The organism is Streptomyces sp. NPDC029674 (assembly GCF_044903205.1).
Taxonomy (GTDB): domain Bacteria; phylum Actinomycetota; class Actinomycetes; order Streptomycetales; family Streptomycetaceae; genus Streptomyces.
This window is the reverse complement of the sequence record NZ_JBJDPY010000032.1, coordinates 1-24,774: the sequence shown is the minus strand read 5'-3', so window position 1 is coordinate 24,774 and position 24,774 is coordinate 1. Positions and strand designations below refer to the sequence as shown.

Here is a 24,774-nt window from a genome sequence, read left to right as displayed (position 1 = left end):
TGCTACGAGAGCGGGCCTCGGCAGAGCACATCTTCGAGAGCGCCCGGGTGAGAACCGTTCGAGAGCGCCCGCCCAATCGGGACGGAAGTCCCTCGTCAGGGGGACTTGCGACCTTCGGCGTGAGGACCATCGCCGGGCACTGACTCTCCCGGAGGCGGGCACGGTTGATCGACGACCGACCCATGTGCCGGACGACCGACCCATGTGCCGACTGTGCCGACCGTGCCGACTGAGAGAGTGACTGCCCCGTGAGCGCGCCCGAAGCCCCCGAAACACCGGCACCGCCCCTTCCCGAGGCGGTGTCGCGGCACCGCGCGCTCTTCCGGGCGATCCACCGCCGCAAGAACCCCCGCCTGCGCCAGTCGGACATCACCGTCACCGAGGAGGCCCAGGTCAAACGGGCCGTGAAGGCCACCGCGCTGGGCAACGCCATGGAGTGGTACGACTTCGGCGTCTACGCCTACCTCGCCGTCATCATCGGCAAGGAGTTCTTCCCCTCCGGGAACGACACCGCGCAGACCCTCTCCTCCCTGGCGACCTTCGCCGCCGCGTTCCTGGTGCGCCCCATCGGCGGCATGTTCTTCGGCCCGCTCGGCGACCGGGTGGGCCGCAAGAAGATCCTCGCGCTCACCATGATCATGATGTCGACGGCGACGCTGGCGATCGGCCTGATCCCCAGCTACGCCTCGATCGGCGTCTGGGCGCCGGTCCTCCTCGTCCTCTGCCGCATGGTGCAGGGCTTCTCCACGGGCGGCGAGTACGGGGGCGCCGCGACGTTCATCGCCGAGTACGCGCCCGACAAGCGCCGCGGATTCTGGGGCTCCTTCCTGGAGTTCGGCACCCTCATCGGCTACACGGTCGCCGCGGTCCTCGTCACCACGCTGACCGTGCTGCTCAGCGACGACGCCATGCAGTCGTGGGGCTGGCGCGTCCCGTTCATGGTGGCGGCGCCGCTCGGTCTCATCGGCCTCTACCTGCGGATGAAGCTCGACGAGTCGCCGGCGTTCCAGAAGATGGAAGAGGGTGACGGGCCCGCCGCCGAACGCCAGAAGAAGTCGCTCAGGGAGTCCTTCTTCGGCCAGTGGCGGGCGATGCTGCTCTGCATCGCGCTGGTCGCGGCGTTCAACGTCACCGATTACATGCTGCTGTCGTACATGCCGACGTACCTCACCCAGCTCGGCTTCGGCGAGACCGGCGGCCTGATGTCCATCGTCGTCGTGATGCTGATCCTGATGGCGCTGATCAACTCCGTCGGCCGCCTCTCCGACCGCGTCGGCCGCAAGCCGGTCCTGATGGCGGGCTCGGTCGGCTTCTTCGTCCTCGCCCTCCCCGCGTTCCTGCTCATCAAGCAGGGCGGCACGGTGCCGGTCTTCGCGGGTCTGCTCATCCTCGGCCTCGCCCTGGTCTGCTACCTCGGCGCCATGTCGTCCTCGCTGCCGGCCCTGTTCCCGACGGACGTCCGCTACGGCTCCCTGTCCATCGGCTTCAACATCTCGGTCTCCCTCTTCGGCGGTACGACGCCGCTGGTCGTCGCGGCCCTCATCGGCGCCACCGGCAACGACCTGATGCCCGCGTTCTACACGATGCTCGCCGGACTCGTCGGCATCGTCGCGGTGGCCGCCATGAAGGAGACCGCCCGCAAGCCCCTTGAGGGTTCGCCGCCTTCGGTGGCGACGGACGAGGAGGCGCGGGAACTCGTGGAGTCCCAACGCGCCTGAGTCGCCCCAGAGTTGGTACGTCCCGTCATGCACCCCGCCCCGGTTCACCCTGTGTACATTCGGGCGGGGTGTTACCGGACGCGCGGCGTATGCCGGAGCGACACGGAGAGGCCCCAGTCTCACGCAAGATCCATCCGTTCCCGGAACGAGGAGACACCGCGTGACCAGACATTGTCCGACCCGTCGAACGCGCCGCACGATCGGCTCGGTCGCTCTCGCCCTGACCACCGTCCTCGCGGGCACCGCGGCGACCGTCACGGCCACCGCGGCGACCGCCACCGCCGCCGACCCGCTGCCCGCCATCACACCCCGCGCCGAGACCCCCGTGCTCCACGACGACGACGCGGGCGGCAACGCCGACGCCGACGACCCGGCGATCTGGCGCGACGCGGCGAACCCGGCCCGCAGCCTCGTCATAGCCACCGCCAAGGAAGGCGGGCTCCGCGCCTACGACCTCGACGCGCGCCCCCTCCAGTCCGTCGCCGCCCCGCCGCCCGCGGGACCCGACGACGCCCCTGGCCGCTTCAACAACGTCGACCTCGTGCACGGCCTGAAGCTCTCGACCGGCCCCGCCGACCTCGCCGTCACCAGCGACCGCGGCCACGACCGGCTGCGTTTCTACCGCATCGACCGCGACCGCACCGGCGGCCCGCTCACCGACGTCACGGACCCCGCCGCCCCGCCCGTCTTCTCCGCCGACCAGGACGAGATCAACGAGCAGCGCACCGCGTACGGCCTCGCGACCTGGCACGACAAGGCCACCGGCCGCTCGTACGCGCTGGTCAGCCAGCGGGAGCGCACCAGCGTCGCCCTCCTCGAACTGACCCCGGGCCAGGACGGCAAGGTCTCGTACCGCAAGGTCCGCACGCTCGACCTGCCGTCCTCCTTCCGGCTGCCGAACGGCACCTCGTGGTCGCCCTGCGGCGAGCCCGACGAGCTCCCGCAGGTCGAGGGCATGGTCGTCGACCCCGCCAACGGCACGCTGTACGCGGGCCAGGAGGACGTCGGCATCTGGCGCATGCGCGCCGACCTCACCGGCACGCCCAAGCTGGTCGACAAGGTCCGCGAGTACGGCGTCCCCGGCGTCTACGACGAGGAGACCGAGGAGTGCACGCCGGGCACCGACCCCGGCTACGGCGGCAACCGGATCTCGGCCGACGTCGAGGGCCTGACCCTCGTCCACGAGGCCGACGGCGACGGCTACCTCCTCGCCTCCAGCCAGGGCGACAACACCTTCGCCGCGTACGACCGCGAGCTGAGCGACAACAACGAGTACGAGGGCGGCTTCCGCGTCACCCCCGCCGGCGGCACGCTCGACGGCTCCGAGGAGTGCGACGGCGCGGCCGCGCTGAACGAACCGCTCGGCCCGAAGTACCCCAACGGCCTGCTGGTCGTCCAGGACGGCCACGACGCCCCCGGCGACGGCGACCGCCCCGCCACGAACTTCAAGTTCGTCGACCTCGGCAAGGTCATGAAGAGCCTGGACGACTGAGAACACGGCCGTGCGGGGACGGGTGTCATGCGACTGGGGCACCAGGACGTGCGCGCGAGGCGAGGGCGGGGTGTGCTGGGCACGTCCCGTTCCCTCAGCGTTTCGGAGGTACGCACCATGCATATGCGCGTCACGATCACTGCCGCGGCACTGGCGAGCGCCCTGTCACTCCTCGGTGCCACGGCCGCCCATGCCTACCCGTCCCCGCCCGACCGGCCCTCGCTGCCCGAGGTCGAAGTCCCCGACCTGCCCGGCGCGGAACTTCCGGACCTCCCCGAGGTCAAGAAGCCCACGCTGCCGTAGGTCAGCCCCGGGCGGCGTACGCCACGAACTCCGCCCAGGCGCGGGGCTCCAGGGCGAGCCGGGGCCCCTCGGGGCGCTTGGAATCGCGGATGTGGATGGTGGTGGGGCAGGGGGCGATCTCGATGCAGTCATCTCCATCGCCGCTGCTGTAGCTGGACTTACGCCAGGCGAGGGCGATCTCAATGCAGTCGCCGTCGCCGCCACTGCTGTAGCTGCTCTTGAACCAGGCCAGTTCGGGGGTGCTCATTACGCTCCTCGCATCCGCTCCAGCAGGCTCACCGAGTCTTCGAACGTGAGAGCCTGTGCGCGCATCCTGGCATACCGCATTTGGAGAACGCTGGTCTCTTTCGGATCGGAGATGAGCTGACCGCTCCGCTGCCCCTCGGAGTACCCGAACCACTTGTTCTCAGGTGTCTCCAGCAGTTGGACAGGGCCGTCCAGCCCTGCGTGGCTCTTCTGGACCAACGGCATGATCTGCACCTCAATGTTCCGGCGCTCCGCGAGCCCGAGAACATGGTCGATGAGTTCCATGGTGACTTCATGCCCGCCCATGCCGCGCAAGAACAGATGTTCCTCAAGGATGAAGCTGTAGGCGGTGTTCGGCCGTTCCGTGAGGAGCAGTTGACGCTCCACCCGTGCCGTCAGCTGTGCCTCGATCTGCTCGTCTCCCAACGGAGGCAGCTGGTTGCTGAACAGCGTCCGCGCGTACGCCTCCGTCTGCAACAAGCCCGGAATCAACCGGCACTCATACGTCGAGAGGGCCACCGCCTCCTGTTCCAGCTGAGCCCACCGGCGGAACCACGAAGCCAGCCCCCGCTGGCGGGACAGCTGATGTGCCGCCAGCCGCAGCGTCCCGAACGCGTCCAGCGTGACCTCGCACTGGTCGACGAACCGGGGCGGCGGAAAGCGTCTGCCCTGCTCGATGGAGGCGAGAAAGTGCACCGAGTAGCCGATCTCGTGGGCGAGAGCCTCCTGCGTGTAGCCGGCGCGTTTGCGGAAACTCTTCAGGACCGCGCCGAAGGCCCTGAGCCCGTCGGTCGGTTCGGGCTCATTACTGCCCTGCGTACTTGACGACATCACGGGTATCCCCTGACGCTCGCTTACCGTTCCCCGTCAACTCGCCCATGGTCACGTTCGGTTACGCGTACTGTCCACTGTTTGTACTCGTACAGTTACGCAGCGTACGAGTTTCGTGGCTGGTGACACCCCCGCGCGCCGGGCCACGGTGGGCGCATGCCGACCCGAACCAAGTCGTCCGCGACCGCCCCCGTCCTGCACACCTTCGCGCAGCGCCTGAGCGCCACGCCCCGGGGTGCCCGCCTGGCGAGGAGGCTGGCCAGGTACCACCTGGACGGCTGGGGCATCGCGTACGACAGCGAACTCTCGGATGCCGCCGAGGCGATCGTCGCCGAGCTGGCCGCGAACGCCGTGACGCACGGGCGGGTGGAGGGCCGGGACTTCGAGCTCGTCATGACGCTGTACGGGGACACGTTGCGCATCGAGGTCGCCGACACGCGTACCGAACGGATGCCTCCGGAGACGCCGGAGCCTCCGGCGCCCGACGGGGAGTCGGGCCGGGGGCTCGTGATCGTGGCGGCGCTGGCGGCGGAGTGGGGTGTGTCGGGCCGGGCGGTCGGCAAGACGGTGTGGGCTCAACTGGCCTTGCCCGAGGCGGGGCGGAGCACGGTCGCGGCCAGGGCGAGGCCGACCGCGGCGATGCCCGAGGCCACCCAGAAGGCGAGCCGGTAGCCGTCGGCCGCGGCGGCGACGGCGGACGTGCCGCTGTCCGTGAGGGATTCGGCGCGGCCCGCCGCCAGGGTCGTCAGGACCGCGAGGCCGAGCGAACCGCCTACCACCTGCGTGGTGTTGAAGAGCCCGGAGGCCAGGCCCGCGTCCTCCTCGGACGCGCCGCCCATCGCGAGGCCCGTCACCGCGGGCATCGCGGCGGCGAAACCGGCGCTGAGCAGCAGCATGCCGGGCAGGACGTCGAGGACGTACGAACCGTCGGAGGGCAGCCGGCCGAGGAGCGCGAGGCCCGCCGTGATCAGGGCGAGGCCCGCGAGGAGCGTGCGGTGGGCGCCGAAGCGGCCGATGACCTTCGCGGAGAGGCCGAGCATCAGGACGCCGATGGTGACGGGGGCGGGCAGGAAGGCGGTGCCGGTCAGCAATTCGCCGTAGCCGAGGACGCGCTGGAGGTAGAGGGCGCCGATGTACTGGAAGCCGTACATTCCGGCGATCATCAGCATCTGCACGGCGTTGGCGCCGGTCACGAGGCGCGAGCGGAAGAGGCGCAGGCGCAGCAGGGGGCGTGCCGCGCGGCTCTGGCGGACGGCGAAGGCGACGTACAGGAAGAGGGAACCGGCGGCGAGGGAGAGGGTCGCGGAGGTGCCGTGCTCGGCGGTGGTGACGATCGTGTAGACGGTGAGCATGAGCGCGCCGGTGATGAGGACGGCGCCGGGGTAGTCGGCGCCGGACTCCCCGCTGCGGTGGTTCTCCCTGTCGTCGTCGAGCACGCGTACCGCCGCGACGAGGGCGACGACGCCGATCGGCAGGTTGATCAGGAAGATCCAGTGCCAGTTGAGGGCCTCGGTGAGCGCCCCGCCGAGGAACGTGCCGAGCGCCCCGCCCGCCGCGCCGACCGCGCTGAACACCGCGATGGCCTTGGCCTGTTCGCGCGGCTCGGGGAAGAGGGCGACGAGCATGCCGAGGACGACGGCGGACGTCATCGCGCCGCCGACACCTTGCAGGGCGCGGGCCGCGACGAGCACGCCCTGGTCGGTGGCGACGCCGCACAGGACGGAGGCGGCGGTGAAGAGCGCGAGCCCGGACACGAACATCCGCTTGCGCCCGACGAGATCGCCGAGCCGCCCGACGAGCAGCAGGAGCCCGCCGAAGGCGATGAGATAGGCGTTGACCACCCAGGCGAGCCCGGCGGCGGAGAAGCCGAGATCGCTCTGGATGGATGGCATCGCGACGGTCACGATGTTGCCGTCGATGATGGTCATCAGGAGCCCGGAGGAGAGAACGGCGAGCGATGCCCACGGGGACGACGACGGGGGCTCCGACGGTGCTGGGATGTTGACCTGGGACACGGCCTGAGACATGGTGACAACCTCCGTACTTGGCATACTCGGCGCCTCTGAGCTGCAAAGGTGCACGACTTGTAACGGGGCTCATCGTGAATGGCCGGCAGGGCCGGGAGAAGGAGGCACTTTGATGTCCCAGGGGAACACCGGTGTTACCTCGCAGGTGGTGAACGCGGAGGCGTGCCCGGTCCGCGAAGTTATTGACAGGGTCGTGGGCAAATGGAGCGTCCCGATCATCATCGCGGCCGCCCACGGGCCGATCCGCTTCACCGAACTGGAGCGCGCCATCGACGGCATCAGCCGCCGCATGCTGACGCTGACCCTGCGCAATCTGGAGCGCGACGGCCTGCTGAACCGGACGGTGCACCCGACGGTCCCGCCGAAGGTGGAGTACGAACTGACGCCGGTGGCCGAGGAACTGCGCGGCACCCTGTTGTCGCTGACCGGCTGGGCGGAGCGCCACCGCGTCACGATCGCGGAGTCGAGAGCGGCGTACGACGAGGAGCGGGGGGTCGCGGGATGAGCGCCGGTGAGCGCTATCGGCGCAGTGTCGCGCGCTGGGCGGAGGTGAGCCTGCCCAGCCGGTTCTCGTCGGCCGCTGTGACGGCGGTCGCGGTACGTGCCTCGGTCCAGCCGAGCGCGGTGGCGAGCTCCGCGGTGGTGAGGGGCCGGCCCGCGTGGAGCAGGGCGACGAGCACGGTGAGGATGTCGTCGAGGCACGCGGTGGCCGACAGGCCGGTCATGTCCCGGTAGACCTGGGCGAAGAACCTCCGCATCGCGTCGAGCCGCGCTCCCGTGGGGGTGCCGGAGCCGAACAGCTCGACACCCTCCTGGGCGGTCTCGGCCCACATCACGTTCCGCTCCGCGCCGGCCAGCCAGGTACGGAGCCAGACGCCGTCGTCGACGACGTAACGCTCGCGGCGCCGCCCGGACTCGTGGTCGCGCTCGCGCCTGAGGACGTCGAGCTCTTCGAGGTACCCCACGGCCTTGGACACCGAGGCCGGGCTCGTCCCCAGCCGTTGGGCGAGCTCCGCGGCGGTCTGCGTGCCGGAGGGCGTGGTCACCAGGCAGGCCAGCACCCTGGCGGCCGTGCGGGGCAGCCCGGTGCCGATCATCTTGGCCGCGAACCTCTCCACGTACGCGTGGACGGCGTCGGGTGCTGGGGTGCCGGTGGGGGAGGGTGGTGCTGAGGGCTGGGGCTGGGGCTGGGGCGGTCGGGGCGGTCGGGGTGGCGTGGGTGGAGGCGTCGGCCGGTTGCGTCGGCGCCACGCCTCGGCCCGGTCGGCGTGCTCCGCGCGGTAGCCGCCGGGTCCGCAGTTGCGGCCCACCTCCCTGCTCACGGTCGAGGTCGGCCGCCCGAGGCGCCGGGCGATCGCGGCGTACGGCAGGCCTTCGGCAAGCCCCGCCTCGATCCCGCGCCGCTCCTCCGCGGTCAGCCTCCCACCGCCCACGCCGTCCCCCCCCCTCGTTGCGTTAGCCGTCACCGGCAAACGCTACAAGACCCGAAAAACCTCTGCTTTTCCGGGAGTTCACCCTCCTCGGACGTCCCACGTGGGCATATGCGCAACGTAGCTTTCAGGCACCGCGAAAGACCATCGCGAAAGACGAGTCAGGGGGATGACATGAAGAGAGGCCGGGACCACGGCCCCGCCCAGCACGTGCTCGACCAGGCCGTGCGCGAGGGCGGAGTGCCGGGGATCATCGCGCAGGTCCGCGACGGCGGCGGACACTGGTTCGGCACGGCGGGCGTCGCCGAGACGGGGACGGGGCGGGAGCGGGGGCCCGATGACCGTTTCCGGATCGGCAGCGTCACCAAGACCTTCACGGCCACAGTGGTCCTGCAACTGGTGGCGGAGGGCAGACTGGCGCTGACGGACACGGTGGAGAGCCGGCTGCCGGGCGCGCTCACCGGCCGGAACGGGCGGAACGGCCAGAGCGGCCAGAGCGGCCAGAGCGGCCAGAGCGGTCAGAACGGGCGCGACGGGCGCGACGGGCACGACGGCGCCACGATCACCGTCCGCCAACTCCTCGACCACACCAGCGGAGTCTTCAGTCACACCCGCGACCAGTCGGCCCTGAGCACCCAGGAGAGCTACACGCCCGCGGAACTGGTCGGGATCGCGATGTCGCACCCGGCCGACTTCCCGGCGGGGGAGGGCTGGTCGTACTCGAACACCAACTACATCCTCGCCGGGATGCTCGTCGAGCGGGTGACCGGCCGGCCGCTGGCCGAAGAGATCGCCGACCGGATCGCCCGCCCGCTCCGCCTGACGGGAACGTCCTTACCGCTCGGCGCCGACCCGACGCTCCCCTCACCCCACGCACGCCACTACACCAAACTGTTCTCCCCCGACCCGGACGCCCCGGTCCACGACGTCACGGAGTTGGAGACGACCCCGTACTGGGCGGCAGGCGGCATGATCTCCACCCTCACCGACCTCACCCGGTTCTTCGCGGCACTGCTCGGCGGCCAGCTCCTGCGCCCGGAACAGCAGCGCGAGATGTTCACGATGGTGCAGACGGCGAACTGGCTCCCCCGTTCCACCTACGGCCTCGGCGTCTCCCGCCTGACCCTGCCCTCCGGCACGGCGGTCTGGGGCATGGGCGGCGCGCTCTTCGGCTCCTGGACGTACGTCTACGGCACCCGCGACGGCACCCACCTGCTCGCGGTGAACACCAACGCCGACTGGACGACGGGCCGCTGGGAAGACCCCATCGGCATCTTCACCGACCTCCTGGAGGCGGAGTTCAGCTACGGCTGCGCGCTCGGCTTTGCGTCCCCATGACTGGGTGAATACATTCCGCTTACCCGCGACGACTACTGTCTGCCGTTGGCTTGTGCACATCGCAACGCGCAGTATCAGGACGTATCGGGGGACACGCGGCCGTGGGAGACCTGGGCAAGGACTCGGAGTCGATAGCGAAGGCGGCGCCGCTGCTGCGCAAGGCGCCGCATCACATCGCAAAGCCGCTGCATGATTTCAAGGCGGCCTCGCACGACCTGTCGGCGCTGGGCGCGCTCGGTGCGCTGATGAGCGCGACCGACGACGTGCGCGAGGGCATGGAGACGCTCGCCGAGGTCGCGGCGGACCTCGTCGACGAGTGGCACGGCGAGGCGAAGCTGATGACCGACCTCTCCGAGGCGTTCGACGTCCTCGACGTGCTGCTCGAAGCCGCCGCACGCGGCAAGAAGCAGAGCGGCTGAGCCCGTGGTCGACCTCAACCCTCTCCACTACATCAACAAGTTCAACCACATGGCCGGCGACAACATGGCCAGCATGATGGAGTTCCTGGGGATCTCCGACCCGGCCGTGGACCCGGACGGAGTCAGGGAGATCGCCAAGAAGTGGCGCTCCCTCGCCAAGGCCGTGGACGCCTCCGTCAAGGACGCCGAAGCCGCGCTGCGGGACGTGACCTGGGAGGGCAAGACCGCAACCGCCTTCAACAAGCGGGCCAAGAAGACCCGTTCACAGGCGACGAAGATGGCGGACTCGCTGCGCGACGGCGCGGACGCCCTCGACAAGTACGCCGACGAGGCGCACGAGCTGCTCACCGAACTCAACGTCATCATCGTCGAGATCATCGAGGTGGAGATGGCGGGCCTGGCGCTCTCCGTCCTCACCGGCGGCGCCTCTGCGGTCGTCGGCAGCCTCGCGGCAGGCGCGCGTTTCGCGAAGGCCATGGCCCTGATCGGCCGGATCGAACACGCGGGCTCGGCGATGGCCCGCACCATCCGCGCGGTCCTCGAGGTCATCCGCGGTCTGCGCCGGGCCCTGAAGGCCCTCAAGGAGATCAAGACGATCGCGCGGGTCGGCAAGATGGCGGGCGAAGGCGCGAAGTTCGCCGCGCTGGACACCCTGCTGAAGGACCCGTCGACCTTCAAGGACCCCGGAAAGCTGGCGGAGACGCTGGCGCTGGGCGCGGCCCTCGGCGTGGGTCTCGGCAGCCTGGGCACCCTCCTCGGCAAGGGCCTCGGCAAACTCAAACCCAAGGACCTGTCCAAGCTGCGCGGCGCCATGAAGCTCAACTGCGCCTCCTTCGAGCGCCTCTCCCTCCGCCCCGGCTTCGACAAGCTGCCCGCGTCGGTGCGGAACGCGCTGAAGAAGTTCGTCCGCGACCCGATCGACGTGGCGACCGGCGACATGGTGCTGCCCCGCACCGACGTCCGTCTGCCCGGCGTCCTGCCCCTGGTCCTGGAGCGCACGCACCTCTCCTCCTACCGTTTCGGCGGCTGGTTCGGCCCGTCCTGGGCGTCCACCCTGGACCAGCGCGTCCAGGCCGACGAGGACGGCTTCGTCTACGCGGCCGCCGACGGCGCCCGGCTCTGTTTCCCCGTGCCCGACGCGGAGACCGGCGAGGCGGCCCCCGAGACGCCCGGCTCGCGCCTGACCCTGTCCTGGGCCGACGGATTCGACGGCGCGATATGCGTCACGGACCCCGACAGCGGCCTCGTCCAGGTCTTCCACAGCCCGGTCCCCGCCGCCGTCGGCGAAGCGGTCGACGTCCCCCTCCAGTACGTCCAGGACCGCAACGGCAACCGCATCACCATCGAGTACGACGAAGGCGACATACCCGCGGCGGTGACCCACTCCGGCGGCTACCGCATAGCCCTGGACCGCGACGAGACCGACTCCCGCATCACGGGCCTGCGCCTCCTCGACCCGGCCGACCCGTCCGCCCCCGGCACCACCCTCCTCACCTTCGGCTACGACGAGTCCGGCCACCTCACCGAGGAGACCAACTCCTCGGGTGTGCCCATGCGTTACACCTACGACCCCGAGGGCCGCATCACCTCCTGGACCGACCGCAACGGCACGACGTACTGGTACGAGTACGACTCCCGTGGCCGAGTCACCGCCACCGGCGGCACGGGCAACGCCCTCGCCTCCACGCTCACGTACGAGGACGCGACACACACCACACACGTGACGGACTCACTGGGCCACGTCCGTGTGTACGAGCACAACGACGCGTTCCGGCTGATCCGGGAGACGGATCCGTTGGGGAACGTGACGGAGCAGGAGTGGGACGGGGAGCTGCGGCTGACCGCGGTGACGGATGCGCTGGGGCACACCACTCGTTGCCGCTACGACGAACACGGTCGAGTGGCGCTGGTGACCCGTCCGAACGGCCGGGAGACCACGGCCACCTACAACGAGCTCGGCCTGCCGACCAGGGTGTCGGACGGCGAGAACAGCGAGTGGCGCCGGGAGTACGACGAGCGCGGGAACCTCACCGGTGTGACGGCCCCCGACGGAACCGTGTCCCGTTACGCCTACAACACGTCCGGTCACCTGACCAAGGTCACGGATGCGCTGGGACACACGACCCGCGTGCACAGCGACGCGGCCGGACTCCCGGATCGCGTCACCGATCCGCTGGGCGCGGTGACACGCTTTGAGCGCGACGCGTTCGGGCGTCCGCTCACGCTCACCGACCCACTCGGCAGCGTGACGCGCATGGAGTGGACCGTCGAGGGAAACCTGGCGCTCAGGGTCATGCCCGACGGCAGCGCCGAATCGTGGACCTACGATAGCGAGGGAAACTGCACCACCCACACCGACGCGGTGGGCGCGGTCACCCGCTATGAATACACGCACTTCGACCTGCTCGCCGCCCGCACGGAACCCGACGGCGTGCGCCACACCTTCACCCACGACAGCGAACTGCGTCTCACTCGGGTCACAAATCCCCAGGGTCTGCACTGGAAGTACGCGTATGACCCGGCCGGGCGCCCGCTCTCGGAAACCGACTTCGACGGCCGCACCCTCAACTACCGTCACGACGCAGCGGGGAGACTCGTCGCGCGCACCAACGCGCTCGGCCTGACGACCCACTTCGCCCTCGACGAACTCGGGCAGGTCGTGCGCCAGACGGCCGGGGACGTCGTCACCAGTTACACCTACGACCCGGCCGGACGGCTTACACGGGCTGTCGCTCCGCAGGCCCGCGTCGAATTCCGCTACGACACCGGGGGCCGTCTGCTCGCGGAATCGGTCAACGGCAGGACCACGTCGTACCGCTATGACGTCCTTGGCCGCCGAGTCAGCCGCACCACCCCCAGCGGTGCCACCAGCGGGTACGACTACGACGCGGTGGGCAACCTCACCGCCCTGCACTCCGGTGGGCGGACGGTCGACTTCGAGTACGACCTGGCGGGCCAGGAGGCACTGCGGCGCATCGGCAACGTCATCAAAGTGGCACACACCTTCGACGCTCTGGGCCGGCTGACGGTCCAGTCGGTCACGGGAGCCGGCGGACGCTCGATCCGCAGGCGCGCGTACGACTACCGTGCGGACGGCAACCTCGTCGGCCTCGACGACGACGTCGAAGGCACACGCCGGTTCGATCTCGACCGGGCTGGGCGCGTCACCGCGGTCCGGGCCGAGGACTGGTCCGAGTGTTACGTGTACGACGCTGCGGGCAACCAGACGGACGCCTCCTGGCCCGGCTTGTATCCGGGGGCGGACGCCACCGGCGCCCGGACGTACGAGGGCACTCGCATCACCCGCGCCGGAACCGTCCGCTATGAACACGACGCGCTGGGCCGCATTGTTCTCCGGCAGAAGATCCGGTTGTCCCGCAAACCAGCCACCTGGCGCTACACCTGGGATGCGGAGGACCGGCTCACCGCGGTCCGTACACCCGACGGCACCCTCTGGCGCTACCTCTACGACCCACTGGGCCGCCGCATCGCCAAGCAGCGCATGGCCGCGAACGACGTCTCGGTCGCGGAGCAGACCGACTTCACCTGGGACGGCACGACGCTCTGCGAGCAGACCACCACCGCCCACACGGCGCCGGGCTCGACCACTCTCACCTGGGATTACCAGGACCTGCACCCCGTCGCGCAGAGGGAGCGCGCCGTGGCGGGCAAGACCGTGCACGGCTCCTCGGACGAAGTCTCTCAGGGGGAGATCGACGCCCGTTTCTTCGCGATCGTCACGGACCTCGTCGGTTCCCCCACAGAACTCCTCGACGAAGACGGGGCCGTCACGTGGCGCGCCCGCTCCACGCTCTGGGGCAGCACCGTGTGGGCGGAGAACAGTACGGCCTACACCCCGCTGAGATTTCCGGGGCAGTACCACGACTCCGAAACCGCCCTGAACTACAACTACTTCCGCTACTACGATGCCGAGACCGCCCGCTACCTCAGCCCCGACCCCCTCGGGCTCGTTCCGGCACCGAATCCCCACACGTACGTTCATAACCCCCACACGTGGACGGACCCCCTGGGTCTCGCGCCCGAATGCCGCGAGCTGGGCTTGCGCGACGATGCCCAGAACGCCATCGCGAAGCTCGAGAACATCAAGAAAGATCCCATCGGGTCCATCAACTCCCAGCCGAACCACAACCACTACAGCGCTGCTCGCCGCGAGGCCAGGAGCGAAGTCGTCGCTCGGAAACCGGACGGCACGCCCTTCGATCACATCAGCGACTTGAAGCAGGCCAGGAATGGTCTGGAGGGCATCCGGCGGATCCTGACCAAGGAACTGCAGAAGCCCCCGGAGACGATCACTCCACGCGGCAGGGAAGTGCTGAGCAGGAAGCGCAAAGAAACCATCGTCGAGCTCGAACGGCTGAACCGCTTCCTGAACTCCATCGGCCACGGGTGACGCCGATCCAGCTACGGATCCGGCGGTCCGTACCCTGAACACCGCAGACGCACCACAGAAGCAACGCCTCCGAGCCTCAGCGGCCGGGAGCACGAGAGGATCCGACGATGCCCGAGGCCTTCGACCGCGGCAGCACCTTGGAGGAGTTGGAAGGCCGACGCTGGCCGCCCCCGCCCGCGGACGCGACTCCCATGGTCCGGAACGTGTACGAGCTGCGGCACCGTCCCGTCGGGACTCTGGAGCCGCACGAGCTGGCCCGGCTGATCGGGCAGGACGTAGGGCTGCCCTGGTTGCTCCCGCTGGCCGTGGAGATACTGCGGGCCACCGCGCCGAAGCAGGCGGAAGGCGGCTGGTTCGACGACGATCTGCTGTACGCGGTCGTCACCAGGAAGCCGGAGGTCTGGGCCGCGGTCCCGGAACTCGCGAGCGACCTCGCGGAGACCGTGGCCGGCCTGACCGACGTCTCGCGGTACGTCAGGCAGGAGATCGCTGCCTTCCTCGCGGCACGGCCACACGATGCGTGAGGCGACGGCATGATGCGGCACCCCGGTGCCGTGCTCGTTCGACGTCACTGCGACCGTGCCCGTCGGGGCGTACGCGGCCCGGCCGCGGGCGGGCACGACAGGTGGCACGAGGGGTTCCGCGACGACGGGTGATCCTGGCTCCCGACGCCGCGGGGGGGAGGGGGGAGGAGAGAGAGGGACTCGCCGTTGCCGAGCCTCCCGCCCGCTCCGCCTGACGGGCACGTCCTTACCGCTCGGCGCAGACCCGACGCTCCCCACACCACACGCACGCCACTACACCAAACTGTTCTCGTCCGACCCGGACGCCCCGGTCCACGACGTCACGGAGTTGGAGACGACCCCGTACTGGGCGGCGGGCGGCATGATCTCCACCCTCACCGACCTCACCCGGTTCTTCGCGGCACTGCTCGGCGGCCAGCTCCTGCGCCCGGAACAGCAGCGCGAGATGTTCACGATGGTGCAGACGGCGAACTGGCTCCCCCGTTCCACCTACGGCCTCGGCGTCTCCCGCCTGACCCTGCCCTCCGGCACGGCGGTCTGGGGCATGGGCGGCGCGCTCTTCGGCTCCTGGACGTACGTCTACGGCACCCGCGACGGCACCCACCTGCTCGCGGTGGACACCAACGCCGACTGGACGACGGGCCGCTGGGAAGACCCCATCGGCATCTTCACCGACCTCCTGGAGGCGGAGTTCAGCTACGGCTGCGCGCTCGGCTTTGCGTCCCCATGACCGGGAAGTGGCCAAGTACCCTGCACGGGTTGTTCAGGAAGGCTGACGAGGAGACCGGCGACATGATGCACGAGACCGAGGACATCGAGCAGGAGAGGCTCCGCGTCGCCCGGCGCCCCTCCGCCCATGACGCGCCGCCGGTGCTGTGCTGGTTCGACGTCACTCCCACGGTGTCCTTCGACGCCTACGCGGCCCGCCTGCGTGCCGTACTCGACGCGGCACTGGGACTGGCCCTCACCGAGGCCTTCGACGAGACGCTGCCCCAGGACTCCGTCCCGGAATGGTTCGCCGCCGTGTGCGAACCCGTTTCCGCCGAAGCCCCGGATTTCGCGCGAAGGGGCAGGGACCGGCACATTTCCGCGATCAAGGGAGGGCCCTGGAGGCTCCAGGACTGGCTGTACGAATTCGACCCCGAGTCGGAGACCCGGGGCTGGGCCTGGTGGGACCTGACACGTTCACCGGACGGCACCGCCCGCATCTGGGCCGACACCTGGGGCGAGTCCTTCTTCGCCTGCGACGAACTGCGCTGGCTCGCATACGTCGCGGGCTCCGACGACGTGAGCGGGCCGTATCTCGCCAAGGTGGAGAGATGGCACGAGGCGCTCCACGTCGGCGACCGCTCCTGAATCGCGTGGCCGCTGACATGGGAATCAGGGAAGCGCAGCAATTCATCCGGCTCGTACGGGACCACCCGGAGGAGTCGGTCTTCGCCGGGGGCTGCTCGGAAGCAGACGTCACGGAGGCGGAACAGCGACTGGGTGTGGCCTTCCCCGAGTCGTACAAGCTCTTCTTGCGCGAGCTCGGAGACTGTGACGTGGCCGGGGACGAGTTCTATGGGATCGTCCGTCGTGACGGCCAGTTGCTGGGAGTCGTCATGGAGACTCTGGCCCTCAGGGAATCCGCAGATCTGCCTTCGCCCCTGGTGGCGTTCCGTCCCGACGGAATGGGCGGGTACTTCGTCCTCGACACCAGCCGCGTGAACCCGGACGGCGAGGCGCCGGTATACGCATGGGGCTCCGGCACGAACAGCCCGACCGAACTCGACCACATCGGTACGGATTTCGGCACGGTCGCCCTCGACCTGGCGCGGCGCGGACTGCGAGACGCCGAACTGGCGAATGCGCTGGCCGAGGCTGGTCTGCTTTATCTGGGACTGGTGGACGTGTCCGTCCCGCTGATGCCGCCGTGCCTCGCGTTCTCCGCGGATTCCGTGGAAACCGGCGGCCAGGAATGGGTCGTGAGTGTCGAATCCGACGAACCCGACCTGCCGGAACGGGTGAACCACGGCTGGTACTTGCTCAGCGCCGACCAAGGGCTTTTCCCGAGGGACGCCCCGGAGTTCCTGATCGCCGTCGGCGGCAGGGAAGCGGTGCCCGCCGAGCCGTTGCGCTGGGCGCGGGTGGCCCTGACCGGGCGCTCCGACATCGCGGGCGCCGGTGCCGAGGCGCGGGTGACCGGGTGCGGGGCGGGGCACGTCGACTTCGCGATGCTCTCCCTCGACGGCACCGTCGTCGTTCGAGGGGTGGAGGGCGAGGAGTGGACGGACTGCGTCCTCCTGAAAGACCCACACCGCCTCCCAGCCATGCGGGAGCTCGGCACCCGCATGGCCTCGTCGCCCGAGACACCGCAGGAGACACGGGAGGCACTGAAGCGATGGCTCAAGCGGCAGCGGAATTCGGAGAGCCCGTGATGGAGTTCGAGAAGGTTGGACGGATCAGTTCTGGAGACGATGCGGGAAAGTACGTCAAGATCCAGGAACTGCCCGACTCTCCGCCCAGCTACCTGATCCTGCTGGCCTGCGACCCGGAGTTCGTGAACGGCTGCGGCGACTACTGGGTCGAGGACCGCCCATCACTGGAGGGATTCTTCCGCGAGGGCCGGTGGGTCGTCGACTGGTCCGGGACGGCAAGCTCTTGACGGGCGGCCGACCTGGCGAGGGGCTGCTGGAGAGGTGGCACGAGGCGCTCCACGAAGACGGTCACGCCTGACGCCCGGGGCGTCGCGCTCAGCCTCTGACGGCGGCTGGAGCGCGACGCCCCGGATTCCCGTTACGCCTTGCGCCCCACCGCCCCATACGCGTCGACCGCCGTCGCGTCCTCCGTGTCCGGGCGCCAGCGGGTGACCTGGGCGACGCCCGGGTCCAGGAGTTCGAGGCCGGCGAAGAAGCCGGCGATCTGGTCGACTTCGCGTACGTAGTAGGGGATCGCGCCGCTCTTGTTGTACTCGTTCGACGCCGCGATCATGCCCTCGCTCGTGGCCGTGGAGTCGCTTATGACCAGGTAACTGCCGGAGGGGAGGCCGGACATGAGGCGGGACACCAGGTCGCGGGCCTGGTCGTAGTCGGCGACGTGGCCGAGCGTGTTGAGGATTATCAGGGCGACCGGCTGCGAGAGGTCGAGGGTCTTCGCGGCCTCCGCCAGGATCGCCTCGGGCTCGTAGAGGTTCGCGTCGATGTACGCCGTCTCGCCCTCGGGCGTGCTGGTCAGCAGGGCCCGCGCGTGGGCGAGGACCAGCGGGTCGTTGTCGACGTAGACGATGCGCGAATCGGGGGCGGCACGCTGTGCGACCTCGTGCGTGTTGTCCGCCGTCGGCAGCCCCGTACCGATGTCCAGGAACTGCCGCACACCCCGCTCCGCCGCCAGGTGGCCCACCGCGCGGCCCAGGAAGAGGCGGCTCGTGCGCGCCACGTCGACGAGGCCGGGGAAGATCTCCTTGATGTGGTCCCCGAGCTCCCGGTCCTTCTCGTAGTTGTCCTTGCCGCCCACGAAGTAGTTCCAGAAACGCGCGGAGTGCGGCGTGCTGGTGTCGATGCGTGCGCGTATGTCAGCGGCTGAGCCGAGCTGGGGGTCGTGATCTGACACGGGAGCCTCCTGGCCACGTCAACGTACCTGCGCCCGTCGTCGCGACCGGGCAGTCCGACGATCAAGCGTTCAACGATCAAGCGACAATCTAGACCGCCCCGGGGGCGGTCACTCGCCCACCCCGCCCCAGATGCCGAAATCCAACTCCCGCGCCCGCACACCCGCTTGGAAACGGGACGTCGCACCGAGCGTCACCATGAGCTCGGCCACGCGCCTGCGGTACGTGCGCAGCGACATGTCCAGCTCGCGCGCCGTCACCTCGTCGGTGTGCCCCGCGCCCAGCGCCCGAAGGATGCGGCGCGCCTCCTCACTCAGTACGGGAGGCCGCGTCCGGCGGAACTCGTGGAGGTCCGTCGCCGTCTCCCACGCCGCGTACACCAGCGCCCTGACCCCCTCGACCGCGACCGGCGTCCGGATCACCGTGAACGTCCGTACCCCCTGCACCGGCGCTCCGGCGAGGATCGCCACCCGCCGGTCGATGACGATCGCCTCGTGGGCGAGCGGCGCCGTCGTGATCCGCACCTGCGCCCCGGAGTCGGCGATCCGCACGAGCCGCGCCTCGGACCGGGCGTCGGCGAGCGCGCGCGCCGTGTACAGCTTGCGCATCGCCAGGCCGCCCGGCTCCAGCGGCGGGCGCCGGCCCCCGGCGAACGCGGCGTTCACACCCGGCGAGAACGTCACCAGGTCCGCCGCCGCGCACAGGAACTCCTCGCGGGCCCCGGTGAACAGGTCCCCGGCCCGGCGCACCAACTCGCGCTCGCCCCCGCAGGGACACGACCTGGTCTGTGTTGGTTGCGTTCGGTGTGATCGGAGTGTTCGGCATGGTGGTGACAGTGTGCGGTGCTGCGCGCAAGGGGGCAATGGTGGCAGGAAGTGGCCACGTGTTCGCGTACGAGAGGGGCGCGGCAGAGGATCTGGCCCATGACGACCACGGAAGACATGACGAGCACGGAAGACACGACGGCCACGGAAGACACGACGGCCGCCGGCGCGGCGGGGCAGTACCTCATCGGCGGCGAACTCCCCGTCCGGCGCATGGGATTCGGCGCCATGCGGCTGCCCTCCGCGCACTGGGACGGCCCCGCGCACGACCCCGACCGCAGCATCGCCGTGCTGCGCCGCGCGGTCGAGCTCGGGGTGAACCACATCGACACCGCGGCCTTCTACTTCTACGAGGACATCGCGGCCAACGACCTCATCCGCAAGGCCCTCCACCCCTACCCCGACGACCTGGTCATCGCCACCAAGGTCGGCCCCGGCCGCTTCCCGGACGGGAGCTGGATGAACCCCGCCGACCCGGCGGAACTCCGCGCGGCCGTGCACCGCAACCTCCGCGAGCTGGGCCGCGACCACCTCGACCTGGTCTACCTCCGCTTCCTGCGGACCGACGGCCCCGGCGAGGACCGCTTCGCCACGCTGGCGGCGCTGCGCGACGAGGGCCTCATCCGGCACCTCGGCGTCAGCAGCGCCACGCCCGGACAGTTCGCCGAGGCCGCGGAGATCGCGCCCGTCGCCGCCGTGCAGAACCGGTACAGCCCGCTGACGCGCGACCACGCCGAGCTGGTCGACCTGTGTGCGGCGCGGGGCATCGCGTACGTCCCCTACTTCCCGTTCGGCGGCGCCGGAGCGCCCGACCTCTCGGCTCTCCGGCGCGTCGCCGACCGGCACGGCGCCACACCCGCTCAGGTCACCCTGGCCTGGCTGCTCGCCGTCTCGCCGACGATGCTGGCGATCCCCGGGACGTCGTCCCCGGCCCATCTGGAGGAGAACGTGGCGGCGGCCGCGCTCCGGCTCGACGCCGAAGACCTCGCGGAACTCGCTGAGCTTGCCGAGCGCACCGAACTCGCCAGGCCCTAGGCCGTCCATACCTCGGCCCGGCCGGGGTACCCGGGGAATCGAACCCGACAGCACCGGCCCGTCGATTCCAAGGAGGCACCGGCCGTGCACGGCTTAAAGCGTTGGTTCGAACGCAGCCTGTTCGCGCAGGCACTGCTGCTCTTCCCGCCCGGTGTGGGTATCACCGCACTGTTCCGGCCGGACGCACACCCGGTCCGTTGGCTGATACAAGGCGTGATCTACACCGGGGCCGCCCTCGCCTGCCTGACCTTCCAGCGTCGCAGGGTCAGCCGGGCCGTCGGCTCGGACCCGCACGTGGTCGCCGATCTCAACGGCAAGATCCGGCACCGTGAGGTGCCGGGCGACCCCGGCGAACGGGCGACGATGCGGCGCCTGGTCGCCGAATACGAGAGGCAGCTCGAGCGGTCGGAGCGGTGGCTTCCGTACTGGCTGGGCGCCATGGGGCTCGTCGCCGTGGCCGCGCTCGTTCTCGGAACGGCCACCGGCTCGCCGGCCTCTTTCCTCTTCGCCGTCGGTGTGGGCGCGTTCTGCTGCTGGCTCCACTGGACGCGACGCCGCAGCAAGGAACGCTGCCGGTTCATGCGCTCGGCGTTGCAGGAGCGGAAGAACGAACCGGTGGGATGAGCTCCACGTCAGGAAGAGGTCACCAGACCTCTTCCACCCACTCCGGGTGGTCGATGAACGGGTTCCTGTTGTGCTGGAACTTGTCGAATATGACCTGGTTCCGGTTCTTCTCGAACGCGTCCGGCGGGTCCTCGGCGCTCCACTGCTTGAGGACCGAGAGGCGGCCGATGGCGGGTGCGCTGCCGTTGTCGACCCGGTCGTTGGGTTCCAGGTCGGGGAAGCCGTTCTCGCCGTCGTAGCGGACCGCCATGTAGAGGATCATGCGGGCCACGTCGCCCTTGACGGCGTCGCGCGGTTCGAAGGAGTCGCCGTCGGTGAGGTTGCCGGGCGCTCCGGCCACCGCGCCGCCGCCGTTGTCGAAGTCCTTGTTGCCACGGATGCTGTTGACCGTGACGTCCTCGGGGCGCAGGTGGTGGATGTCGGTGCCGGGTCCTGTCGCCGTGCCGAAGTCGCCGTGGGATTTGGCCCAGACGTGCTCGCGGTTCCAGTCGCCCTGGTCGCCGCCGCTGCTGCTCTTGCTCCGCGAGGTGCCGGTGTAGAGCAGGATCACGTTCGAGCTGTTGGCCGGGTCCTGGTCCGTGGTCTTGAGGGCGTCCCAGACCTGGTCGTACGAGAGCTTGGTCTGTTCGCTGACGATCGTGTGCAGCGCGGACTTGAGCTCGGGGCCCGTCTTGCCGAGGGCGTCCTTGTAGTACGTGTCGTCGTAGGCGCCGACGGCGAGTGTGGGGGAGGGGGAGGGCGCGGAGGTGGCCGTGGCGGTGGTCGGCACGGTGATGCCGGCGAGCACCGCCGCGGCGGTCAGGGCCAGGGGTTTCCAGCGGCGTACGCGGGGGGCGGGCATGTGGGGTGTCCTTTCCCGGAGGCTTCGCGTGCCGTGCGTCGTGCGAAGGAGCGCGCGGTCTACGCGAGTTGATTGCTCAACCACCGGGAGAGTGGCACGGATGTGCGTACGTCCGTGTGAACGATTTGGGGCGGTCGGGTGACGATGTCATGTACGCGCCCGACGTCATGTACCTAACGACGCCCGGCCGATGCCCGGCCGCGCCGGTTACAGGCCCAGCACCGCCGGGTCCGTCGCCAGCGCCCTGAAGTACTCGCGCGGATCCGCCACCAGCCGCCGCTCCTTGAGGTCGAGCAGCCCGCCGACGGAGCTGACCGTCGCGGACACCGTGCCGTCCGCCTTCGTGATCGTCTGCTCCACGCCGAACGTCTTCCGCTCGCCCCACAGGAACGCGCACGTCACCGTGGTCTCGTCACCGGCACGCAGCTCGCTGCGGTAGCGGACGGTCGTCTCCAGGACCACCGGGCCGACGCCCTTGTCCAGCAGGTCGGTCTGCGCGATGCCGGCCTCGCGCAGCAGTGACCAGCGGGCGTGCTCGGCGTACTGCAGGTACACGGCCTGGTTCAGGTGGCCCTGAGTGTCCGTCTCGTATCCACGGACGCCGACGCTCACGGAGTAGGGCTCTGTCACGGGGGTTCCCTTCGATGGCTGGCTGGCTGGCCTGCGGGCGGTGGTGCTCGATGCGTTCAACTCGGGGGCGGGGCCCGGGCATTCCGGCGCGGACGAGGCCCCCGCTCACGTCCTCCGCGGCGACGCCAGCACATAGCGCCCGCCCGCGCGCCGCTCCGCGTGCTCACCGGCCTGCCAGCCCGCCCGCTCCAGGGCCGCCCCGCACGCCCGCAGCCCGTCCGGCGTCGCGTCCCGCACGGCGACGGCCTCCGGCTGCGGTGTGGCGGAGACCCGGTATCCCTCGTGGCCGGGGGACGCGGGCCGGCAGCCGGCCGCCTCCAGGGCGAGGGCGGCCGCCTGCACCAAGTGCGTGCGCTCCCATGCGCACGGGCGGTCCCGGGCGCCGTCCGGATTGGTCATGCGGCGCAGCTCCACCAGGCCCTCCCACGCGCTGCGGACCTCCCGCGCGCGGGCGGGACCCTCGGAGCCGGCCGGCTCCGTCTCCGCGCCGGTGCGGGCGGCGAAGACACCGGATGACGCCGAGGCCGGCGGCTCCACGGGAGCAGGGGCGGGGGCGGGGGCGGTGCCCTCGTCCCGTACGCGATGGCCCGCGGGCGTCAGGAAACACGCGTGCGGCGGCCGGGGATGGCGGAAGGCGAGGCGCGCCCGCACCAGGGCCGCCAGCTGGGCCTCGCTGCCGGAGAGGCGCCCCGTCTCCGGGTCCGCGGCCTCGACGATCCGTCGCTGAGCGGCTGTCAAAGGCTTCACCGCACGCACCCCTTCCCCTGCCCGCCACCCGGCCGGTTCCGTCACCTGCTACCGATGGTGCCCTGTGCCACTGACATCAGGAGTTCCAGGACGCGCCTGTCCTCGTCCGCGTCCGCCCGCTCGCCGGGAGCGCCGGGGTACGTGTCCAGGAGTACGTCCGTCGCGCCGAGCCCCGCCAGTGTCTCCAGGTCGCCGCGGATCTGGTCGACGTCGCCGTGGCCGAGCGGCCGCTCCGGCGTGTCCTGCCGCCGCCCGAGCCGGATCTGCAGCCGCGGCACCAGGGCAGGCGCGGTCCTGCCCGCGGCCTCCGCCTCCGCCGCGATGCGGGGGAGCGCCTCGGTCAGCAACGGCAGGGTCGGCATGAAAGGGTGCCAGCCCTCGCCGAGGCGGGCCGCGCGGCGCTGCGCCGCCGGGGAGTTGCCGCCGACCCAGACGGGGAGGCAGGGGCTGGTCGCGGGGGCGGGCGCGGTGCGGACACCGTCGTAGGAGACGTACGTGCCGTGGAAGGACGTCGGGTCCTCGCGCCACGCGGCGCGGATTGCGGTGAGGTACTCGTCGGTGATCGCGCCGCGCTCGCGGAAGGGCACGCCGAGCGTCTCGTACTCGGCGGCGGACCAGCCCACACCCGCGCCGAGGATGAATCCGGCGTCGTTGAGCCGGTCGATGTTGGCGGCCAGGCGCGCGGTCTGCAGCGGGTGCCGGTACGGGATGACGGTGATGGTCGTGCCGAGCCGCAGCCCCGGCACGCGCCCCGCGAGGTGCGCGGCGAGCACGAACTGGTCGTAGAACGGCGCCGGGTAGACCTCGTGGACGTCGGGGGTCACCGCGATGTGGTCGGAGATCATCGCGAACTCGAAGCCGAGTTCACGTGCGTCGGTCGCCTGCCGCACGAGGGAGTCGGGGGTGGTGCCGGAGCCGAAGTTGAGGAGGTTCACGCCGTATCGCATGACCGCAGTCTTGATGATCATCGACGCGTCTGTCGAATGCCGGTTCAGCGGCCGGGCACGGTCACTTCGCCAGTTGCGGGCGCAGGTTCCAGCTCGCCACCACGTGCCGCCGGTGCTCCGTGCTCAGCCGGCTCACGGTGCCGGTGGCGAGCAGGAACATCGAGCCGCCCGACGCGGGCAGGCCCAGGCGGCGGGCGGCCAGGACGCGCAGGAAGTGGCTGTGGGCGAAGAGCACGACGCTGCCCTCGTTGTCGGCGAGCGCCGCGTCCACCTTGGCCAGCATGCGGTCGGCGCGCTCACCGACCTGCTCGGGGCTCTCGCCGGGGTGCTCGGGCGGGCCGAGCGCGACACCGTCGGTGAAGAGGTACCAGTTCGGCCGGGTGCGGTGGATCTCAACGGTCGTGACGCCTTCGTACGCGCCGTACTCCCACTCCGACAGGTCGGGATCCACCCGGGCGGACCCGAAACCGGCCAGCTCGGCGGTCTCCAGCGAGCGCTGCCGCGGGCTGGTGAACGCCGCCCCGATCCGGAACCTGCTGAGGAGCGGGGCCAGCGAGCGGGCCTGCTCCCTGCCGTTGTCCGTCAGAGGGATGTCCGTCCAGCTGGTGTGCTGCCCCGAGAGGGACCACTCCGTCTCGCCGTGCCGGACGAGGAGCAGATCACCCATGATCGCGCCGTTCCTGTTCTCCCGGTGGTGGGGGGGGGGGGGGGGGGGGGGGGGGGGGCGGGCCCGCCGGGCCCCCCCCCCCCCCGCGGCGCGGGGGGGGGGGGGGGGGCGGCGGGGGCCGGGGGGGGCGG

26 protein-coding genes are annotated in these 24,774 nt (G+C 70.5%); 15 read left to right on the top strand and 11 right to left on the bottom strand.

What is annotated here, in order from left to right; translation table 11 throughout:
* The first annotated feature begins 248 nt into the window (after positions 1-248).
* The 3 genes from proP to ACI2L3_RS38940 all read left to right on the top strand — a co-directional run bounded on the left by proP (position 249) and on the right by ACI2L3_RS38940 (position 3,513).
* Complete coding sequence (proP, locus tag ACI2L3_RS38950; protein ID WP_404757212.1) at positions 249-1,718, top strand: glycine betaine/L-proline transporter ProP; 1,470 nt, start codon at positions 249-251, stop codon at positions 1,716-1,718.
* A gap of 160 nt (positions 1,719-1,878) precedes the next feature.
* A complete protein-coding gene (locus ACI2L3_RS38945; protein ID WP_404757211.1) occupies positions 1,879-3,210 on the top strand; it encodes a phytase in 1,332 nt (443 codons plus the stop codon).
* A gap of 117 nt (positions 3,211-3,327) precedes the next feature.
* Positions 3,328-3,513: a hypothetical protein gene (locus tag ACI2L3_RS38940; RefSeq protein ID WP_404757210.1), complete on the top strand. Its 186-nt coding sequence runs from the start codon at positions 3,328-3,330 to the stop codon at positions 3,511-3,513.
* Position 3,514: 1 nt separating this feature from the next.
* On the opposite strand, the gene ACI2L3_RS38935 is transcribed toward ACI2L3_RS38940, so the two are convergent.
* Together ACI2L3_RS38935 and ACI2L3_RS38930 are read right to left on the bottom strand one after the other, a co-directional pair.
* The gene (locus ACI2L3_RS38935; protein WP_404757209.1) at positions 3,515-3,760 is read right to left on the bottom strand and encodes a DUF397 domain-containing protein; all 246 of its coding nucleotides are present in this window, start codon (positions 3,758-3,760) and stop codon (positions 3,515-3,517) included.
* On the bottom strand, positions 3,760-4,590 hold the full coding sequence (locus ACI2L3_RS38930; protein ID WP_404757208.1) for a Scr1 family TA system antitoxin-like transcriptional regulator: 831 nt from the start codon (positions 4,588-4,590) through the stop codon (positions 3,760-3,762). The genes ACI2L3_RS38935 and ACI2L3_RS38930 overlap by 1 nt, the downstream gene beginning before the upstream one ends.
* A 156-nt stretch (positions 4,591-4,746) precedes the next feature.
* On the opposite strand from ACI2L3_RS38930, the gene ACI2L3_RS38925 reads away from it, so the two are divergent.
* Positions 4,747-5,262: an ATP-binding protein gene (locus ACI2L3_RS38925; RefSeq protein WP_404757207.1), complete on the top strand. Its 516-nt coding sequence runs from the start codon at positions 4,747-4,749 to the stop codon at positions 5,260-5,262.
* On the opposite strand, the gene ACI2L3_RS38920 is transcribed toward ACI2L3_RS38925, so the two are convergent.
* A complete protein-coding gene (locus ACI2L3_RS38920; RefSeq protein ID WP_404757206.1) occupies positions 5,166-6,617 on the bottom strand; it encodes an MFS transporter in 1,452 nt (483 codons plus the stop codon). The two genes, ACI2L3_RS38925 and ACI2L3_RS38920, sit on opposite strands and share 97 nt — an antisense overlap.
* A gap of 112 nt (positions 6,618-6,729) precedes the next feature.
* Here ACI2L3_RS38920 and ACI2L3_RS38915 point away from each other — a divergent pair, with 112 nt between their 5' ends.
* Positions 6,730-7,122, top strand: a complete 393-nt coding sequence (locus tag ACI2L3_RS38915; protein ID WP_404757205.1) for a winged helix-turn-helix transcriptional regulator — start codon at positions 6,730-6,732, stop codon at positions 7,120-7,122.
* Positions 7,123-7,135: 13 nt separating this feature from the next.
* On the opposite strand, the gene ACI2L3_RS38910 is transcribed toward ACI2L3_RS38915, so the two are convergent.
* Positions 7,136-8,050: a helix-turn-helix domain-containing protein gene (locus ACI2L3_RS38910; protein WP_404757204.1), complete on the bottom strand. Its 915-nt coding sequence runs from the start codon at positions 8,048-8,050 to the stop codon at positions 7,136-7,138.
* A gap of 171 nt (positions 8,051-8,221) precedes the next feature.
* On the opposite strand from ACI2L3_RS38910, the gene ACI2L3_RS38905 reads away from it, so the two are divergent.
* From ACI2L3_RS38905 to ACI2L3_RS38870, 8 genes are all read left to right on the top strand, one after another.
* The gene (locus tag ACI2L3_RS38905) at positions 8,222-9,385 is read left to right on the top strand and encodes a serine hydrolase domain-containing protein (RefSeq protein WP_404757203.1); all 1,164 of its coding nucleotides are present in this window, start codon (positions 8,222-8,224) and stop codon (positions 9,383-9,385) included.
* Between the two features lie 101 nt (positions 9,386-9,486).
* Positions 9,487-9,804, top strand: a complete 318-nt coding sequence (locus ACI2L3_RS38900; RefSeq protein ID WP_404757202.1) for a hypothetical protein — start codon at positions 9,487-9,489, stop codon at positions 9,802-9,804.
* Positions 9,805-9,808: 4 nt separating this feature from the next.
* Positions 9,809-14,215 carry a polymorphic toxin type 28 domain-containing protein gene (locus ACI2L3_RS38895; RefSeq protein ID WP_404757201.1) on the top strand — a complete coding sequence of 1,469 codons (4,407 nt, stop codon included), beginning with the start codon at positions 9,809-9,811 and terminating at the stop codon, positions 14,213-14,215.
* Between the two features lie 107 nt (positions 14,216-14,322).
* Positions 14,323-14,739 (top strand): contact-dependent growth inhibition system immunity protein, encoded by a 417-nt coding sequence (locus ACI2L3_RS38890; RefSeq protein ID WP_404757200.1) that lies wholly within the window; start codon positions 14,323-14,325, stop codon positions 14,737-14,739.
* A 25-nt stretch (positions 14,740-14,764) separates the two neighbouring features.
* Positions 14,765-15,469 (top strand): serine hydrolase, encoded by a 705-nt coding sequence (locus ACI2L3_RS38885; RefSeq protein ID WP_404757199.1) that lies wholly within the window; start codon positions 14,765-14,767, stop codon positions 15,467-15,469.
* A 29-nt stretch (positions 15,470-15,498) separates the two neighbouring features.
* Positions 15,499-16,095, top strand: a complete 597-nt coding sequence (locus ACI2L3_RS38880) for a hypothetical protein (RefSeq protein WP_404757198.1) — start codon at positions 15,499-15,501, stop codon at positions 16,093-16,095.
* A gap of 17 nt (positions 16,096-16,112) precedes the next feature.
* On the top strand, positions 16,113-17,159 hold the full coding sequence (locus tag ACI2L3_RS38875) for an SMI1/KNR4 family protein (RefSeq protein WP_404757197.1): 1,047 nt from the start codon (positions 16,113-16,115) through the stop codon (positions 17,157-17,159).
* Positions 17,159-17,386 (top strand): hypothetical protein, encoded by a 228-nt coding sequence (locus ACI2L3_RS38870; RefSeq protein WP_404757196.1) that lies wholly within the window; start codon positions 17,159-17,161, stop codon positions 17,384-17,386. Before ACI2L3_RS38875 ends, ACI2L3_RS38870 begins: the two co-directional genes overlap by 1 nt.
* Positions 17,387-17,517: 131 nt before the next feature.
* On the opposite strand, the gene ACI2L3_RS38865 is transcribed toward ACI2L3_RS38870, so the two are convergent.
* Both ACI2L3_RS38865 and ACI2L3_RS38860 read right to left on the bottom strand, forming a co-directional pair.
* Positions 17,518-18,330 (bottom strand): SAM-dependent methyltransferase, encoded by an 813-nt coding sequence (locus ACI2L3_RS38865; protein WP_404757195.1) that lies wholly within the window; start codon positions 18,328-18,330, stop codon positions 17,518-17,520.
* A gap of 108 nt (positions 18,331-18,438) precedes the next feature.
* A complete protein-coding gene (locus ACI2L3_RS38860; protein WP_404757194.1) occupies positions 18,439-19,077 on the bottom strand; it encodes a DNA-binding response regulator in 639 nt (212 codons plus the stop codon).
* Between the two features lie 192 nt (positions 19,078-19,269).
* Between ACI2L3_RS38860 and ACI2L3_RS38855 the strand changes: the two genes are divergently transcribed.
* A complete protein-coding gene (locus tag ACI2L3_RS38855; protein ID WP_404757238.1) occupies positions 19,270-20,187 on the top strand; it encodes an aldo/keto reductase in 918 nt (305 codons plus the stop codon).
* Between the two features lie 84 nt (positions 20,188-20,271).
* Complete coding sequence (locus ACI2L3_RS38850; protein WP_404757193.1) at positions 20,272-20,811, top strand: hypothetical protein; 540 nt, start codon at positions 20,272-20,274, stop codon at positions 20,809-20,811.
* A gap of 19 nt (positions 20,812-20,830) precedes the next feature.
* Here the strand turns inward: ACI2L3_RS38850 and ACI2L3_RS38845 are convergent, their stop codons facing one another.
* From ACI2L3_RS38845 to ACI2L3_RS38825, 5 genes are all read right to left on the bottom strand, one after another.
* Complete coding sequence (locus ACI2L3_RS38845; RefSeq protein ID WP_404757192.1) at positions 20,831-21,652, bottom strand: endonuclease I family protein; 822 nt, start codon at positions 21,650-21,652, stop codon at positions 20,831-20,833.
* A gap of 207 nt (positions 21,653-21,859) precedes the next feature.
* A complete protein-coding gene (locus ACI2L3_RS38840; protein WP_404757191.1) occupies positions 21,860-22,282 on the bottom strand; it encodes an acyl-CoA thioesterase in 423 nt (140 codons plus the stop codon).
* Between the two features lie 105 nt (positions 22,283-22,387).
* Positions 22,388-23,029 (bottom strand): hypothetical protein, encoded by a 642-nt coding sequence (locus ACI2L3_RS38835; protein ID WP_404757190.1) that lies wholly within the window; start codon positions 23,027-23,029, stop codon positions 22,388-22,390.
* A gap of 41 nt (positions 23,030-23,070) precedes the next feature.
* Entirely contained in the window at positions 23,071-23,997 is a 927-nt protein-coding gene (locus ACI2L3_RS38830) for a TIGR03619 family F420-dependent LLM class oxidoreductase (protein ID WP_404757189.1), read from the bottom strand.
* Positions 23,998-24,037: 40 nt separating this feature from the next.
* A complete protein-coding gene (locus tag ACI2L3_RS38825; RefSeq protein ID WP_404757188.1) occupies positions 24,038-24,643 on the bottom strand; it encodes a histidine phosphatase family protein in 606 nt (201 codons plus the stop codon).
* Positions 24,644-24,774: the final 131 nt, after the last annotated feature.